The organism is Halorubrum salinum (assembly GCF_024494575.1).
Classification (GTDB): domain Archaea; phylum Halobacteriota; class Halobacteria; order Halobacteriales; family Haloferacaceae; genus Halorubrum; species Halorubrum salinum.
Genome location: NZ_JANHDO010000001.1, coordinates 740,340 through 755,778, shown reverse-complemented (window position 1 = coordinate 755,778; position 15,439 = coordinate 740,340). Strand labels below are relative to the sequence as shown.

The 15,439-nt window shown below is 68.8% G+C and carries 15 protein-coding genes; 5 read left to right on the top strand and 10 right to left on the bottom strand.

Translation table 11 applies throughout. From position 1 onward, the window contains the following. Positions 1-15 precede the first annotated feature (15 nt). Positions 16-1,176, top strand: a complete 1,161-nt coding sequence (locus tag NO930_RS04040; RefSeq protein WP_256402570.1) for a BMP family lipoprotein — start codon at positions 16-18, stop codon at positions 1,174-1,176. Between the two features lie 190 nt (positions 1,177-1,366). Then, positions 1,367-2,182 carry an enoyl-CoA hydratase/isomerase family protein gene (locus tag NO930_RS04035; RefSeq protein WP_137783889.1) on the top strand — a complete coding sequence of 272 codons (816 nt, stop codon included), beginning with the start codon at positions 1,367-1,369 and terminating at the stop codon, positions 2,180-2,182. A gap of 80 nt (positions 2,183-2,262) precedes the next feature. Here NO930_RS04035 and NO930_RS04030 read toward each other — a convergent pair whose 3' ends face one another. The 3 genes from NO930_RS04030 to NO930_RS04020 all read right to left on the bottom strand — a co-directional run bounded on the left by NO930_RS04030 (position 2,263) and on the right by NO930_RS04020 (position 4,521). Continuing rightward, positions 2,263-3,444, bottom strand: a complete 1,182-nt coding sequence (locus NO930_RS04030; protein WP_256402569.1) for a CaiB/BaiF CoA transferase family protein — start codon at positions 3,442-3,444, stop codon at positions 2,263-2,265. A 129-nt stretch (positions 3,445-3,573) separates the two neighbouring features. Beyond that, the gene (locus NO930_RS04025; RefSeq protein WP_256402568.1) at positions 3,574-4,167 is read right to left on the bottom strand and encodes a DUF7411 family protein; all 594 of its coding nucleotides are present in this window, start codon (positions 4,165-4,167) and stop codon (positions 3,574-3,576) included. Continuing rightward, positions 4,168-4,521 carry a DNA-binding protein gene (locus NO930_RS04020; protein ID WP_049983087.1) on the bottom strand — a complete coding sequence of 118 codons (354 nt, stop codon included), beginning with the start codon at positions 4,519-4,521 and terminating at the stop codon, positions 4,168-4,170. It lies immediately after the preceding gene. Between the two features lie 160 nt (positions 4,522-4,681). On the opposite strand from NO930_RS04020, the gene NO930_RS04015 reads away from it, so the two are divergent. Then, positions 4,682-5,788, top strand: a complete 1,107-nt coding sequence (locus NO930_RS04015; RefSeq protein WP_256402567.1) for a 60S ribosomal export protein NMD3 — start codon at positions 4,682-4,684, stop codon at positions 5,786-5,788. A 120-nt stretch (positions 5,789-5,908) separates the two neighbouring features. Here NO930_RS04015 and NO930_RS04010 read toward each other — a convergent pair whose 3' ends face one another. From NO930_RS04010 to menD, 4 genes are all read right to left on the bottom strand, one after another. After that, entirely contained in the window at positions 5,909-6,100 is a 192-nt protein-coding gene (locus tag NO930_RS04010) for a DUF7317 family protein (protein ID WP_256402566.1), read from the bottom strand. A gap of 333 nt (positions 6,101-6,433) precedes the next feature. Beyond that, entirely contained in the window at positions 6,434-8,350 is a 1,917-nt protein-coding gene (locus NO930_RS04005) for a helicase C-terminal domain-containing protein (protein ID WP_256402565.1), read from the bottom strand. A gap of 50 nt (positions 8,351-8,400) precedes the next feature. Then, a complete protein-coding gene (locus NO930_RS04000; protein ID WP_137784216.1) occupies positions 8,401-9,153 on the bottom strand; it encodes a DUF2797 domain-containing protein in 753 nt (250 codons plus the stop codon). Positions 9,154-9,241: 88 nt separating this feature from the next. Beyond that, positions 9,242-11,155 carry a 2-succinyl-5-enolpyruvyl-6-hydroxy-3-cyclohexene-1-carboxylic-acid synthase gene (menD, locus tag NO930_RS03995; RefSeq protein ID WP_256402810.1) on the bottom strand — a complete coding sequence of 638 codons (1,914 nt, stop codon included), beginning with the start codon at positions 11,153-11,155 and terminating at the stop codon, positions 9,242-9,244. A gap of 94 nt (positions 11,156-11,249) precedes the next feature. Here menD and NO930_RS03990 point away from each other — a divergent pair, with 94 nt between their 5' ends. Further along, positions 11,250-11,945 (top strand): nucleotide exchange factor GrpE, encoded by a 696-nt coding sequence (locus NO930_RS03990; protein WP_256402564.1) that lies wholly within the window; start codon positions 11,250-11,252, stop codon positions 11,943-11,945. Between the two features lie 30 nt (positions 11,946-11,975). On the opposite strand, the gene surE is transcribed toward NO930_RS03990, so the two are convergent. Beyond that, a complete protein-coding gene (gene surE / locus NO930_RS03985) occupies positions 11,976-12,812 on the bottom strand; it encodes a 5'/3'-nucleotidase SurE (protein ID WP_256402563.1) in 837 nt (278 codons plus the stop codon). Positions 12,813-12,936: 124 nt separating this feature from the next. On the opposite strand from surE, the gene NO930_RS03980 reads away from it, so the two are divergent. After that, a complete protein-coding gene (locus NO930_RS03980) occupies positions 12,937-13,275 on the top strand; it encodes a DUF5798 family protein (protein ID WP_092566848.1) in 339 nt (112 codons plus the stop codon). A gap of 7 nt (positions 13,276-13,282) precedes the next feature. Here NO930_RS03980 and NO930_RS03975 read toward each other — a convergent pair whose 3' ends face one another. Together NO930_RS03975 and purD are read right to left on the bottom strand one after the other, a co-directional pair. Further along, positions 13,283-13,849 carry an acyltransferase gene (locus NO930_RS03975; protein WP_394348283.1) on the bottom strand — a complete coding sequence of 189 codons (567 nt, stop codon included), beginning with the start codon at positions 13,847-13,849 and terminating at the stop codon, positions 13,283-13,285. Positions 13,850-14,101: 252 nt separating this feature from the next. Continuing rightward, positions 14,102-15,385: a phosphoribosylamine--glycine ligase gene (purD, locus tag NO930_RS03970; protein WP_256402562.1), complete on the bottom strand. Its 1,284-nt coding sequence runs from the start codon at positions 15,383-15,385 to the stop codon at positions 14,102-14,104. Between the last annotated feature and the right edge of the window lie 54 nt (positions 15,386-15,439).

The window sequence follows — 15,439 nt, the reverse complement described above, 5'->3', positions numbered from 1 at the left end:
TCCGTTGTAGGTGACATGGAATCCGAGATCGATCGGCGGCGACTTCTCAAGGCGGCGAGCGCGGCGGGCCTGGCCGGGCTCGCCGGCTGCAGTGGCGGGCCGAGCGGCGACGGCTCCGACGACGAAGACGACTCTGATGGAAGCGACGGCGGCGGCGGAGATGGCTCCGACGGGAGCGACGGAGACGGCGCGGACGGCGCAGACGACGTTCCGGCCAGGGTCGGCATCGTCTACTCCGACGGCGGGCTCGGGGACAACTCGTTCAACGACGCGGCCCAGCAGGGGCTCTTGCAGGCCGAAGAGGAGTTCGGTATCGAGTACAACGAGGCCGAACCGGACGGCGCGGGCGAGTTCGGGCGGTTCCAACAGCGGTACGCGAGCTCGACCGACCCGGCGTACGACCTCGTCTCCTGTATCGGGTTCAACCAGGGCGACGCGCTCTCCGAGACCGCGCCTCAGTACCCCGATCAGGACTTCATGGTCGTCGACACCACCGTAGAAGAGTCGAACGTCGCGAGCTATCTGTTCCGCGAGGAGGAGGGATCGTTCCTGATGGGCGTCCTCGCCGCACGTCTGACCGAGACGGACTTCGCCGCGGGCGCGGGCGAGACAGACCCCGACTCGACGAACGTCGGGTTCGTCGGCGGCATCGACAGTCCGGTCATCCGCCGGTTCCAGGCCGGCTTCGAGGCCGGCGTCGACTACGCGTCGGACGACGTCGACGTCACTACGAGCTACGTCGGCAGCTACGCCGACCCATCCGGGGGACAGGAGGCGGCGCTCTCGATGTACCAGAGCGGTGCCGACATCGTCTACCACGCCGCCGGTGCGACGGGCGTCGGCGTCTTCCAGGCCGCCCAAGCGGAGGGCCGGTTCGCGTTCGGGGTCGACCAAGACCAGTCGATAACCGAGGAGTCGTTCGCGGACGTGATCCTCGCGTCGATGGTGAAGCGCGTCGACACCGCGGTCTACGAGTCGATCGCGAACGTCATCGACGGCGAGCATCAGGGCGGTGAGACCGTCGCGCTCGGACTGGAGTCCGACGGCGTCGAGTGCGTATACGGGAACGAGATCGGCGATCAGGTGCCGGACGATATCGCCACGGCGGTCGCCGACGCCCGCGAGGAGATCATCGCCGGGAACGTCGACGTTCCGGACACGACCGACGGGAACTGATCCGTTCGGTCGCCGTCGGCTGAACCGCTGCGACATCGACCGGGATGTCGCGACCCCGGCCGCGCTATCGGAGAGCCGGTCTCGGTTTGTATTGAAGCTCTCGTGGGCGACGGCCCGCCGCCCACCGATCGTGCTAGACAAGATCGAACACACCGCTGTATTCATTAAGCGAGGTGAAAATCACTAGAGAATGTCGAGCGATCCGCTCGTGGAATACGAAGTCACAGACGGAGCAGCGCTTCTCAGACTGAATCGCCCCGAAAAGAAGAACGCCCTCAGCGAGGCGTTGGTCGCCGAACTCACGGACGCAGTGAAAGCCGCCGAGGCGACAGAGGAGGTTCGTGCCGTCGTGATAACCGGAAACGGAGATGCCTTTTCGTCCGGATACGACCTCTCCGAATCCGGCGGCACGAGCGAGGACGGGTCACCGACCGTCGAAGACGGCCTCGCGCGCCAACAGCGTGTCCTTCCGCTGTTCACGGCGATTCACGAACTCACCGTTCCGGTGATCGCCGCGGTCAACGGTGCGGCGCTCGCCGGTGGAAGCGATCTGGCCCTGACCTGTGACATCACGCTCGGGAGCGATCGCGCAACGTTCGGCTATCCGGGCGTCCGGATGGGCGGGATGTCGCTGTCTCTTATCTACCCGTTCGTCATCGGCATCAAGCACGCTCGGGAACTACTGTACACGGGCAAAACGATCGGTGCCGAGGAAGCCGAGCGTATCGGCATGGTGAACCGAATCGTCTCCCACGACGTGTTGATCGACGAGGCACTAGAAGAGGTCGCGGCGATCAAGAAAACCCCCAGCGCGACGGTCCAGATCACCAAACACATGCTCAATGACGTCGTCGAGATGCAAGGATACCGCCCGGCGGTCAGAAACAGCGGGTATCTTGCGACCCTGTCACATCAGACCGGTCCCGGACAGAAATTCTTCGAGATACGAGACGAGGAGGGCGTCGGAGCGGCGATCAACTGGATGAACGAGACGGATAAGCCCTGAGCCGCCCTGCCGGTTCGAGGCTGATACCACCGGGTTGCGATCCGTCGTCGGTCTCGTTCCCGCGGGGGTCGATCTCCCGGTTATTCAACCGCACCCCGCGAACGGAGAGCGTCGATCTCGGCTGCGTCATACCCGACCTCGGACAGGATGGCGTCGGTGTCGCTGCCGAGCGACGGCGGCGGGTCTCGATAGTCTGTCGTGAGTCGCTCGAACCGCGCCGGCGGAGCGATGACCTCCGCGTCCGGAGCCCCGGGTCGAGACATGGCCGTTCGCAGACCCCGTCGTAGGACGTGTTCGTCCTCCCACACCTCTTTCGTGTCGTAGATCGGTGCTGCGGGTATCTGTCTCTCGTGGAGCCGTTCGAGCCAATAGTCACGAGACTGCGCGGCGAACGTCTCGTCGAGTTCATCGATCAGCGCCGGTCGGTTGGCGAGCCGATCTGGTATCGAGTCGAACCGGCCGTCTTCGGCCAAGTCACCGCGGTCGATCACGCCACAGAGCCCCCGCCAAAGGGGATCGGTGCCCGCTGCAACGACGATCCGTCCGTCTTCACACGTGAAGGGGCCAAACGGTGCCATCCCGGTGTGCCGCTCCGTTCGAGGGCGCGGTTCGTCGTGTCTGAACGTGTACGCCGCGCGCGAACACAGCCACGAGATCGCCGCATCGAGCATGGGAACTTCGACGTACTCGCCGTCGATCTGTCCGGTTTCTCGCGCGTACAGCGCCGCAAGGACGCTCTGCGTTGCGTACATCGATGCGGCGAGATCGCCGCTCGGAAGTCCCGACCACAGGGGCGGGTCTCCCTCGCGCCCGGTCAAGCCCATGATTCCGCTCATCGCCTGGATGATCATATCGAAGGCCGGAACGTCTTCATACGGGCTGTCAGCGCCGAACCCGGTTATCGTACAGTAGATGATGCGCGGATTGACAGTGCGGACTGCATCGCGATCGAGGCCGAACGTGTGGATACGCCCCGGCTTGGTGTTCTCGATAAACGCGTCGGCCTCGGTCAACAAATCCAGGGCGACCGCTTGCCCGGCCTCGGATTTCAGATCGACTGCGACGCTCCGTTTATTCCGGTTTACCGTGTCGAAATACTCCGGAGACGGTTCGACGCTTCGAGCGAGATCACCGCGCTCCGGCGGTTCGATCTTGATCACTTCGGCACCCAAGTCACCGAGCGTCATCGCCGCAAACGGTCCGGCCACGACCTGTCCGAGTTCGACGACGGTGATACCGTCAAGCGGGCGCGTCACTGGCATGTGGTGTGATACATATCACCAAGACAAAACGCTACCGGCGGTCGTGTCACACAGCGGTAGTGAGCAGAGGTCATCACAGCCGCTGAGACGGACGGTTACAGGAGCGTACTCGCTGCCGCCGTCACAGCATCACCCGTTCCGGCCGTGCACGTAGGTCTGGTCGTGGTCCGGGAACACCTCGTCGACCGTCTGCTCTCCGTGCTCGTCGGCGATGAGCGTCCGGAGTTCGTCCTCGTAGTCGGCCTTGGGAACCTCCTCGCTCGGTCCCTGCTGGACGTCGAAGGTCGCCTCGACGAGGCGGTCGACGGCGTGACGGCCGAACCCGGACAGCGGTGAGATGTAGTCGACGCCGTGGCGGTCCTCCAAGCTCTGCGCCTGCGCGCGCGAGACCGTCGGCACGCGGTCGTCCCGGCGCGTTCCGTCGGCGACGGCGTCGACGTCTCGGGTCGCGACCACCTCCAGCGCGTGTTCGTGCACGCGCTGGATTCCGTTGCGGGGATACCCGTCCGCTATCATCCGTTCTGCGGCCGCCGCGGCCACCTCGTCGTCGAGGTCGACCCGCTCGAACGGATAGCCGAGCTCCGCGGCCGCGCGCTCGGCGTGTTCCCAGTCGTCGGTGAGCCCGAAGCTACCGGTGACACACCGCACGTCGTAGAATCGGTCGAGCAGATGGGCGGCGAGCGACGAGTCTTTCCCCCCGCTGTACAGCAGCGCGAGTTCCATCTATCGCCGCCGGATGTCGAAGCTCTGCTGGTCGGGCTGGAGTTCCTTCAGGAGGTCGCGCATCTGGTCTTCGTCGATGCGCCCCTGGATGCGGCCGCTCTGTGCGAGCGCGGCGACCTGCTGTTTCACCTTCTCGCCGAACTCCGGTTTGGACATCTCGACCGCGTTGAGTCGCTGGCGCGCACCGTCGGTCAGGTACTGCTTGAGCACCGCCTCCTGTTGTGCGTCCGCGCGCTCTTGGGCCTCCTTCTGGGCTTCGGGGTCCGTTCCGCCCTGCTGTTTCCGCTCGCGAAGCTCTTCCATCTTCTCCTCGCGAAGTTCCTGTAGCCGCTCGTCGTCGGGGTTCTCGCTCATACTCGCCCGTTCACGGCCCGCGCGAAAAACGATTTCGGAGGGATCGGCGTCGGCGGCGCTGGAAGATGGGGTACGCGGTCGGTGGCCGTCGGTCCGTTCGCCACCGCTTGGTGGCCCCGGTCCGCGCCGCTTAAACGGCTCCTCGACGTATCTCACGGCAATGAGCGAATCGCGGGAGTTCTGTCCGCGCTGCGGTGACGCGGTCGCCGAGCGGCGCGAACCGCTGCCGGGCGATCCGGGCGGACGGGACGCGCTGTTGTGTGATGACTGCTACTTCGAGGACTTCGACCTCGTCGACGCCCCGGACCGGATCGAGGTGCTCGTCTGTTCCGGGTGCGGCGCGGTCCGGCGCGGCGAGTCGTGGCGAGACGTCGGAGCACGCGATTACACCGACGTCGCCGTCGACGAGGTCGCGGAACGGCTCGGCGTTCACGTCGACGCCGAAGAGGTGGAGTGGGGCGTCGAGCCCGAGCAAGTCGACGAGAACGCCATCCGTATGCACTGTCGCTTCTCGGGCGTCGTCCGCGGGACGCTCCGCTCCGCGGAGGTCACCGTTCCGGTCAAGATATCTCGGGGTACCTGCGACCGCTGTGGACGCATCGCCGGCGGCTACTACGCCGGGATCGTCCAGATCCGCGCGGACGAGCGCGACCTGACGCCGGAAGAGCGCGCGGAGGCGCTGACGATCGCGGAGTCGTACGTCGCGAAACAGGAGGCCGACGGCGACCGCGAAGCGTTCATCACCGAAGTGAAAGAGACCGACGACGGCCCCGACGTGAAGCTCTCGTCGAACCGGCTCGCCCAGAACGTCGCCACGCGGATCACGGACCGGCTCGGCGGCAGCTTCGAGTCGTATCCCACGCTCGTTACCGAGGACGGCGACGGCAACGAAGTGTACCGCGTGACGTTCGCGGTCCGCCTCCCGCGGTACGCCGAAGGGGAGATACTCGACCCCGAGGACGGCGGCGGCCCCGTGCTCGTCACGAGCGTGTCGGGCCGGCTCCAGGGCGTCCGGCTCGCGACCGGGAAGGCGTACACCTCCGAGTTCGAGGACGCAGAGGCACCCGACGCGACGCGGCTCGGGACCCGAGACGACGCCGCGGAGACGACCGTGGTGACCGTCGAAGACGAGAACGCTATCCAAGTGCTCGATCCGACCACCTACGAAGCGAAGACGGTCCCGAATCCCGAGTTCGTCGACGACGACGCGGACACCGTCCTCGCGTTCGAACACGGCGGGACGGTCCACCTCGTCCCCGAGGCGTAGACGGGCGCAGTCCCGTAGCCATCGCGACTGATCGAGGCGATCTGCGCGGCAGCGAGGAGAGCGAAGAGACTGGGGAGGGCGGGGAGGGCGAGGAGACTGGGGAGAGAGACGGACTGTCGATCAGTCCGCGTGGACCGACGGTTCCTCACCGAGTGCGGCGGCGCGCTCCGAGTCGGGGACGTCGATGCCGCGGCGCTCTAGCTGGTCGATGAACTCCGGCTCGCTGAGACCGGCCTGCGCGGCCGCCTGCGAGAGTGTCAGCGTTCGCGAACCGTACAGCGTCAGCGCACTCGACAGCCCGTGTGTGACCATACCTCCAGTAGGGGAATGAGGGATTATGAAGGTTACTACTTCATTCATGGTCCTGATACACCTTATACGATATATATTGACGATCGATCAGTGTCGTGAGGTATAACCACTACCGTACCACGGGCGTTCAGCGGTCCGCGCCGCGGGCGATCCCCGGTCCACCCCGCAGGAATTATCAGCGTCTGCGACGGATCGGAGCGTATGGAGAGACAACAGCTCATCGCGCTGTTCTTCGCGTTCCTCATGATGAGCTCGATGGTCGCGTGGGGCATCTCACTGCTCTGAGACGTCCGTCCCCCGAGATGCGGGCGATCGAAGCGGGGGGAGACAGCGTCAGCCGTCGCCCCAGACGTCGGAGAGCGGGTGATTCCGCCGGCGCTCGGCGTCGGTTTCCGACCGAGTCGTACCGCTTCCGCCAGCGTCGTCGCTTCCGGCGTCGCCGCCCTCGCCGCTTTCCGACCGTGACTTCGACGCACCGGCGCGTCCCGCGTCGCGAGTCCGACCGCTCGCGGCGGCGTCCGTCGGGCGGCCGCCCCCTCCGCGCCGCCGGCCCGCACGGGACGGCCCCGACGGCTCGGCGTCGATCCCGGCGAGGGCGGCCGCCGGATCGAACTCGGGCAGCGACGGGGTCGTCATCGCGTCGATCTGGTCGCGGAACCACGGCGGGGTGTCGGTTTCGGCGCGGTCGAAGAGATCTAGGAGGGAGTCGTCGGCGAGGTAGGTCACACCGTGGTCGTCCGGCGCGCGCACGACGCGCCCGCACGCCTGTATCACGGCCCGGAGCGCGGTCCGGTGGTACCACGCCCACTGCCCGTCGGCCAGCCGGCGGGCGACCCGCGAGTCGTTGGTGTTGCGGTAGGGCGCTTTACACACCACCTGCCACCGACACAGGTCGTCGCGGAGGTCGAGCGCCTCCTCCATCTTCACCGAGACGAACACCGACGGCTTATCGCTCGCCCGCCACGCCGCAAGCTCCGCGTCGCGGTCGTCGCGTCCGTGCCGGCGCACCCGCGCCGCGACGCCGAACTCGCCCAGCAGCTCTGTGAGCCGCCCGGCGATGTCGTACGAGTGCGCGTGGACGAGTCCCTTCTCGTCGGGATGGTTCGCCATCAGGCGCACGATCAGGCGGGCGATCTTCGGCACCGTCTCGTCGCGGTGCTCGTAGGTCATCGACCCCTGCGTCACGTCGTAGAGCGGCCGGTTTTCGAGGGGAAACGTGTGCTCGACGTCGACGAGGGCGACGTTCGCGGGGTCGAGGCCGACGCCCCGACAGAACGCGTCCTTCGAGAGGATGGTCGCGGACAGCAGGGCGAACCTGTTCCCGCGGTCCCAGACGGTGTGTCTGAGGTACCGCGCGGGATCGAGGGGCTTGATCGCTATCGCCGACCCCTCGCCGTCCGGCTGGTCGACGACCCACGTCGTCGGCGACTCCGGGTCACGGTAGTCCTCCAGGAACCAGCCGAGTTCGCTTTCGAGCTCTTGAAGCCGGTCCCGGCGCGCGACCTCTTCGCGGTCGAGCTCCGCTCGCCCCGTCAGCTCGTCTTTCGCCCGCTTAGCGGTGTCGCGAAGCGATTCGACGAAGCGCGCGGTCCGGTCGAGGGCGTCTTCCTCGGGGCCGGCGTCCGCCGCCACGTCGGGGACGCCGACCTCGTCCCACACCGGGACGCGCCCCGGCGAGAGGTCGATCGTCGCGTACATCTCCGCCCACTCCGCGAGCCCGTGGGCCTCGTCGATCACGACGACATCGCGCTTGCGGAACACCTCCGAACCGGCGGTTCGCATGAAGTAGGCTAACGTCATCGCGGCGTATCGGTTCCCGGAGGCGATGGCGCGGTCGGAGAAGTACGGACAGCGGTGTTTCACCGAGCAGTCGAACCCCCGCTGGCGGACGCAGGGGGCGCGGTTGACCGGCGTGTCGTGCTCGCCGGGGAGGATGCAGTCGTAGTTCGATTTCCCCCGAATGACCGCCAAGTCGTCGAGGAGGTCGTCGGCCTCGACGTCGTCGATCTGCGACACCTGCGGCGTGGTGTAGTACGCGCCGGTCGCCTCGCTCGGCGCCGTCTCCTCGACGGTGTCGGCCGCGCCCATGATGGCGCGCGCGAGCAGCGACTTGCCGCTGCCGGTCGGCGCGCGGACCAATACGACGTCGTTGCCGGCGGCGAACGCGTCGCGGATGTCCGCGAGCGCCTGTCGCTGTGCGCCGCGGAAGCTCGGCGCGGGGAACTCGGTCGGGATCCGGTCGGGGTCCACGGCTCTCCCTGACGCGCTCGCGGAATTAAAGCCTCGTTTCCCGTCGCCGGTCACCGACCGAACGCGCCGAGGCTCGACTGCAGCTCGCGGGAGGGCACGTCCTCGGTGAGCTCGTAGCCGACGAGGTCGCGCGCGTCGACCGCGTACGTCGAGCCGCCGCGGTCGAGCACCAGCACTCGGCCCTTCCAGCCGCGGACCGTGCCGGCCGCCATCGTCTCGGCGACCGGGCGTTCGTCGAGGTCGAGCCCGTAGTCGAACGCGAACCGCTCGATGGGATCGAAGCCGTCGAGCAGTGTCTCCCACGCCGCCGCGTCGACCTCGCGTCCGAGTCCGTCGACCTTCGTCGGGACGCGGACCCTGTCGACGAGGTCGTCGCGCGTCGCCAGTTCGGCCTCGACCTCGCGAGCGACCCGGCCGTCCGGGAACGTCCGGACGTGGGCCGCCCGGTCCGCGCCCTGCTCGCGAAGTCGCGTCTCCAGCCGCCACAGCCGCGTGACTCCCACTTTCAACACGTCCGGTGCGAACGCCGCGAGGTACATCGCGTGCTCCTCGTGGCAGTCCATCTCGTCTTTGAGGCACGTTCCCGTACAGCGGGCGCACACCCAGACGTGGCCGTGGTCCTCACAGTAGGGGGCGTCGTCGGCGTCGCAGGCGATGTGTTCGCCCTCGTGGACCGTCCCGGCGCAGCGGCGGTCGCCGAGGCCGAAAGAGAGTTCCTCGCCGGCGGCGGCAGACACGAGTTCGACCGCGCCGCCGCTTTCGACGTAGAGCCCCTCGCCCGTCTCGTAGCCGACGACCTGCACGACGCGTTCTAGGCGGAGCCGCGACTTATGCGCGTCGTCTACGCCGGTCCGAGGCGGCGAGCGGTCGATCCGACCGGGCGGTCGGTCGTCAGTCCCCGCCGTGAACCGCGCCCTCGACGGCCGCTTCGAGCCGGTCGCGGGTCCGGTGGCTCGCCTCGGCGTCGACGCGAACCTCGATCAGGTGCGATCCGTCCGCGTCGCGGGCCGCCGCGTACGCCGCGGAGAGTTCCTCGGCAACCGGCTCGGAGTCGCCCTCGGGGCGTTCGTCCGGCCGCGCTTCGACCCGGGCGTACGAGAGCCCGTGGAGGTCGGCCATCGGTTCGAAGCCCATCCCGTGCGGCGTCTTGAACTGCCCCGTGAACGGCGGGTCGAACGACTCGATCGGGAGCATGTGGAAGATCCCGCCGCCGTCGTTGTTGACGAGCACGACCGTCACGTCGACGTCGCAGCGATCGATCGCGAGGAGGCCGTTCGAATCGTGATACAGCGCGATGTCGCCGACCACGAGCGTGAGGTCGTCCGTCGTCGCGGATCCCGCCCCCAGCGCGGCCGAGACGATCCCGTCGATCCCGGAGACGCCGCGGTTTCCGAGGGCGGTCACGCTCGCCGTCGACGGGCCGACGAACCGGTCGAGGTCTCGCACGGGCATCGAGTTGGAGACGAAAAGCGTCGCCGGGTCCGGGAGGCCGTCCGCGACGACGCGCAGGACGTCGCCCTCGTGGAAGGCTGGAGAGCCGTCGTCGACTCCCTCGGCTGTGCCGTCGGGCGACCCGCGGCCCTCGCCGTCGACCGCGCTATCGTCCACCGCGCGGTCGGTGTCGCGCTCGCGGGCGTGGACCGCCCGCGCCGCGCGGTCCGCTTCCTCCCACTGCGCGCGCCACCCCGGGGCGGGGTCTCCACCGCCCGCGAGCCGCGAGAGCCGCGCGCAGAGGCGATTCGGCTCGGCGACCACGAGGTCCGTCGCGGCGAACTCGGACTCGCGCCACCGGCCGGCGGGATCGACCTGATACTGATCGGCACCGGTCGAAGCGAGGTACTTACGGAGGCGCTTCGAGGTGGGCGACGCGCCGAGCCGCACGACGAGTTCGGGGTCGTCCCAGCTGCTCGCGGCCGCCGAGCCCCCGTCACCGGCGAGCGGTTCGGAGAGGTACGCGTCGTACGCCCCGATCACGGGCGCGACGCGCGTGTGCCCGCCGAACCGGACCCCGGAGAGCGGGTCGGCCACGATCGGAAAGCCGGTCGCGTGCGACAGCGCCGTCACCGCCTCGGCGTCGAGGCCGGGCGGGTCGGCCGGCCCCGCGACGATCAGTCCGCGGTCCGCGTCTCCGAGGTCGCGGGCGAGCCGACGGAGTTCGTCGTCGCCGGGCTCCGGCGCGCCGGGCGTCACGTCGACGTACGGGCCCTCGCGACCCGACGCGGCGACGGGGTCGAGGTCGTCGGGCACGTCGCCGGGGGCGGGCGTCGGCTCCAGCGGCTTCGCGAACGGGACGTTGAGGTGGACCGGTCCGGCGTCGGTCCCCTCGGCGGCGGCGACGGCGCGGGCGACCGTCGTTCTGAGCGAGCGGAGCGCGCGGTCTGCCGCCGCCGGCTCGGGCAGGTCCTTGTAGTACCGGACGGCGTCGCCGTACAGCTTCTCCTGGTCCGCCGTCTGGTTCGCGCCCGAGTCGCGCAGTTCGGGCGGTCGGTCGGCGGTGAGCGCGAGCAGCGGGACGCGGGCGTTGTCGGCCTCCATCACGGCCGGGTGGTAGTTCGCGGCGGCCGTGCCCGAGGTGCAGATAAGCGGCGTCACCTCACCAGTCCGGCGGGCGCGACCCAAAGCGAAGTAGGCGGCCGAGCGTTCGTCCAACTGCGAGAAGACGTGGAGGTCGTCGGCGCGGGCAGCGGCGGTCGTCAGCGGGGTCGACCGACTGCCGGGCGAGACGACGACGGCGTCGACGCCCGCGGCGACGAGCTCGTCCACGAGGGCGCGAGCCCACAGCGTGTTCCGGTTCGGCGCGGTCATGACGCCCACTTCGGCGTCGCGACCTAAATACACCGGCGAGTCGTCGCCGTCCGGTTCTGCAACGCTTATGCCCGCCGACCGACTTCGATCGGACATGAGCGACGACGACGCCGTCGACGTCGAGGTCGAGTCCCCGGACGACGCCGAGGCCGACGCGTCCGCGGCCGCCACCGACGAGTCGCGAGACGCGGCGAGATCGAACGGGACGGCCGCTGCGACGGCCGGCGGTCCGAGCGAAGACGGGGACGAAGTCGATAGCGACCCGCTCGCCGACGCGGTCGCCGAACACGACGAGGACCTCGCCGAAGAGGTCGCCGCGCTGGAGGACGAGCTGGCGGAGACCCGGGCGGAACTGCTCGAAAAAGAGGAGGAGATAGACGAGCTGACGAGCAAGCTCGCGCGCGTCCGCGCCGACTTCAGCAACTACAAGCAACGCGCTAAACAGAAGCAGGAGGACATCCGCGAGCGCGCCTCCGAGTCGCTCGTCGAGCGGATCACGCCGGTCCGCAACGACCTGCTTCGCGCCCTCGATCAGGAGGAGGGAAGCGACCTCCGTCCCGGCGTCGAGTCCACGCTAGAGAAGTTCGACGAGGTGCTCGCGGACGAGGGCGTCGAACCCATCGACCCCGAGCCCGGTTCCGATGTCGACCCCGCCCGGCATCAGGTGATGCTCCGCGTCGAGAGCGACCAGCCGGACGGGACGGTCCACGAGGTGTACGAGCCCGGCTACGAGATGGGCGACCGCGTCGTCAACGAGGCGAAGGTCACGGTCAGCGCCGACGAGGAGTAGGCCGGTCTCGGTTTTCAGCGTCCGTAGCAGTCACGAGCGCCCGCCGTACGCGTCGGCGAGTCGAGAGAGTCCCGCGTCAGACGCGGCCTCGTGGGGGACCGACAGCGGCGAGACGGACACCTCTCCGTCGACGACAGCGCGTCGGTCGGTGCCGACGGGGTCCGGGACGTCGGCCGCCGTCATCCGGCCCCAGATGGGGTCGGAGAAGGAGACGCGTCCGTCGCCGTTCCGCGTGGCTTCGATCCCGTACCACTCCGAGGGCGTGGTCACTCGCATCGGCGCGCGGGCGTCACGGCCGTCGCCCTCTACGGCGCCGCCGTCGGCACCGACCGACGCGGCCTCCGCGATCGGCGCGTTGACGTTGAGGTAGTCGGCGCGGTCGAATATCCCCGTCTCGCCGGCCCGGTCGACGAGGAACGTCGTCGCCCGCGTCGCGTTTGCGAACTCCGCCGGTTCCAGTTCGCGTTTCCACCAGTCCTCGTCGCCGGGCACGTACATCGAAGTCGCCACCGCGGGCACGTCGAAGAAGGCGGCCTCGACGGCGGCCGACACGGTCCCCGACCGGCCGAGGGTGTACGCGCCGAGGTTCGCGCCCTCGTTACAGCCCGCGACCACGAGGTCGGCGTCGGGAACGAGCTCGTCGAGCCCGGCGACGACGCAGTCGACCGGAGTTCCGTCGACCGCGTAGCCGAGTTCGTGGTCGCTGACGGCGACCCCCTCCGAGAGCGTCCGCCCGGTCGACGACTGGTCGGCCGTCGGCGCGACGGTCACCACGTCGTAGTCGGCCGAGAGCGCGTCCTGCATGGCGCGGAGCCCGACGGCGTCGATACCGTCGTCGTTCGTCAACAGGATTCGGTCGACGCGCATACCGATACGACGGGCGGTTCGGGCAAAAGCCCACCGACGCTGCGCCGACGACGGCGCTCCGAACTGCCCGGACACGGCGACGAGCGAAGGAAAGGCACAGGTACCGCGGCGTCCACCGACCGGTATGGGATTCGGCGACACGGCGAAGAAGATCCAGACGCTCGCAGACAAGGCCGAGCGCACGTACCAGAAAATAAACGAACTCAGGACGGAGGTCGAACAGACCCAGTCGACCGTGCTCGACACCTCGGAGCGCGTACAGCGGCTCGAAAACGAGATGGCCGAACAGCGGGCGGTCCTCGACGCCGTCGCCCGGGAGGTCGGCGTCGACCTAGAGAGCGTGAGCACGGAAGCGCACATCACGGACGCGGAGGCGGCCGCCGAATCCGGCGACGGCCCGGGTGACGGCGACCTGGGTGACGGCGACGCGACCGACGGACCGGGCGGCGACGCGGCCGAGTAGTTCGCGGTCAGTCGGTGGAGTCCGCCCGCGAGACGACCTCCGCCGGAACGCCTGCGACCGTCGCGTTCGGCGGAACGTCCTCGGCGACGAGCGAGTTGGCCGCGACGCGGGCACCCGCGCCGATCGTGACGCCGGGGAGAACGACCGCGCCGGCTCCGATCATCGCCCGCTCCTCGACGACCACGTCGCCGAGGCGATACTCCTCGTGGAGGAACTCGTGACACAGCAGCGTGGCGTCGTAGCCGACGATCGCGTCGTCGCCGACCGCGATCCGCTCCGGCCAGAACACGTCGGGTGTCGACTCCAGCCCCCACGAGACGCCCGTCCCGACCGTCACGCCGATCCGGCGTAACAGCCAGTTTTTGAGCCGGAGACTCGGACAGATCCGTGCGAGGACGATCACGACGTAGTTGCGGACGACCGCGAGCGGCGACTTCGCGTCCGGCCACGACCACAGCGAGTTGCGCGGCCCTCGCGTCGGGAAGCGATCCAGACGGTCGGCGCGGACAGCGCCCGCGGCCGTCTCGTCCGGCCGGCTCTCCTCCGAGTTCGTCGCGTCGGCGTCGTCGCTCACGACGCGACGTTCGTGCGGCTCTGATAAAAGAGTCGCTGCCGCGGAACCCGCCCCGGCGATCGTTCAAGTACCATGCCGCGGCCATCGCGCACACGACGGAACTCCGACCCACGGTCGGCCGAGACGGGCGTGCGATCCACCGCCGTGGTGCCGTCGCGAGGATCGCCTGTTCGCCAGCCGACGGGAAGGGTGCCCGAGACGCCGGCTAGGAACTTCTGAAATGTCCGCCGGAGGCGGCCCGGCCGCGACCGTTCAGGACCGGATCTCGTCCATGTGTTCGATCCGCCGCTCGACGAGGTCTGCGGTCCCGATATCGTGTCGGATGCGGACGCGGTCGCCGGCGGCGGCGAGCGCGTCTGCCGCCTCGGCCTCCGCCGCCGCGATGGAGTCGCCGCGGCCGACGACGGCGAACGCCCGCGATGTCGTCGTGTACAGCCCGTCTTCGCGCTCGTCGACGCTGGCGTAGTAGAGGAGCGCGTCGCCGACGCTCGTCTCGTCGACCGCGATCTTCGCGCCCGCGTCCGGATCGGTCGGATAGCCGTCGGGCACGGCGTACTTGCAGACGGTCGCCTCGCCGGAAAATCGGAGCTCCGGCAGCGGATCGCCGTCGCGAGCGGCGGTGAGCACGTCGAGGAACGGCGTCTCCAAGACGGGGAGCGTGTTCATCGCCTCCGGGTCGCCGAAGCGAGCGTTGAACTCGACGACCTTCGGCCCCTCGTCCGTGAGCATGAACTGTCCGTAGAGGACGCCCTTGTACGCGGGAAGCGCGTCGACGACCGCCTCCAGCACGTCGACCGCGGCGTCGTAGTCGCCCGGGTTCATAAACGGTAGCGACGGCTCCGTGTCGGTGTACGATCCCATTCCGCCCGTGTTCGGCCCCTCGTCGCCCTCGTAGGCGCGCTTGTGGTCTTGGACCGCCGGCGTCGTCCGGAGGTCCCCGTCGGCGACGAACGCCTGCACGGTGAACTCCTCGCCGACCAGTCGCTCTTCGAGCACGACGCGGTCGTACTCGGAGTCGCGGAGGTACGCCTTCGCCTCCTCGGCGGTCACCTGATCACCGATGACCTTCACGCCCTTGCCGCCGGTGAGTCCCACGGGTTTGACGGCGAGGTCGCCGTCGTACTCGTCGATGTACGCGCAGGCCTCGTCGATGTCGTCGAACACCGCGAAATCGGGACAGCCCGGGATCGACTCCTCGTCCATGAACCGGCGCTGGTACGCCTTGTCGGTCTCCAGCCGCGCCTCCGCGGCGCGCGGACCGAAGGCGTACACGCCGGCGTCGTCGAGCGCGTCGGCGACGCCCGCGTCGAGCGCCGACTCCGGACCGATTACCGCCACGTCCGCGCCGACCGACGTCGCGTAGTCGGCTATCGCCGCCGCGTCGGTCTCGGCTATCGACTCGAACCCGTCTGCGAGCCGCTTGATTCCCGGATTTCGGTTGCTCGCGCAGGCGTACAGCGCGCAGTCGTCGGCCACCGCGCGGGCGATCGCGTGTTCGCGTCCGCCGCCGCCGACGAGGAGTACGGTCTCCGTCATGCTCGACGGGTTACCGCACGGTAGTGTAAACGTTACTCTCTATCTGCACGAATA

Coding starts and splice junctions, on each gene's coding strand:
- NO930_RS04040 (WP_256402570.1), top strand. CDS start 16: ATGGAATCCGAGATCGATCGGCGGCGACTTCTCAAGGCGGCGAGCGCG.
- NO930_RS04035 (WP_137783889.1), top strand. CDS start 1,367: ATGTCGAGCGATCCGCTCGTGGAATACGAAGTCACAGACGGAGCAGCG.
- NO930_RS04030 (WP_256402569.1), bottom strand. CDS start 3,444: ATGCCAGTGACGCGCCCGCTTGACGGTATCACCGTCGTCGAACTCGGA.
- NO930_RS04025 (WP_256402568.1), bottom strand. CDS start 4,167: ATGGAACTCGCGCTGCTGTACAGCGGGGGGAAAGACTCGTCGCTCGCC.
- NO930_RS04020 (WP_049983087.1), bottom strand. CDS start 4,521: ATGAGCGAGAACCCCGACGACGAGCGGCTACAGGAACTTCGCGAGGAG.
- NO930_RS04015 (WP_256402567.1), top strand. CDS start 4,682: ATGAGCGAATCGCGGGAGTTCTGTCCGCGCTGCGGTGACGCGGTCGCC.
- NO930_RS04010 (WP_256402566.1), bottom strand. CDS start 6,100: ATGGTCACACACGGGCTGTCGAGTGCGCTGACGCTGTACGGTTCGCGA.
- menD (WP_256402810.1), bottom strand. CDS start 11,155: ATGACCGCGCCGAACCGGAACACGCTGTGGGCTCGCGCCCTCGTGGAC.
- NO930_RS03990 (WP_256402564.1), top strand. CDS start 11,250: ATGAGCGACGACGACGCCGTCGACGTCGAGGTCGAGTCCCCGGACGAC.
- surE (WP_256402563.1), bottom strand. CDS start 12,812: ATGCGCGTCGACCGAATCCTGTTGACGAACGACGACGGTATCGACGCC.
- NO930_RS03980 (WP_092566848.1), top strand. CDS start 12,937: ATGGGATTCGGCGACACGGCGAAGAAGATCCAGACGCTCGCAGACAAG.
- purD (WP_256402562.1), bottom strand. CDS start 15,385: ATGACGGAGACCGTACTCCTCGTCGGCGGCGGCGGACGCGAACACGCG.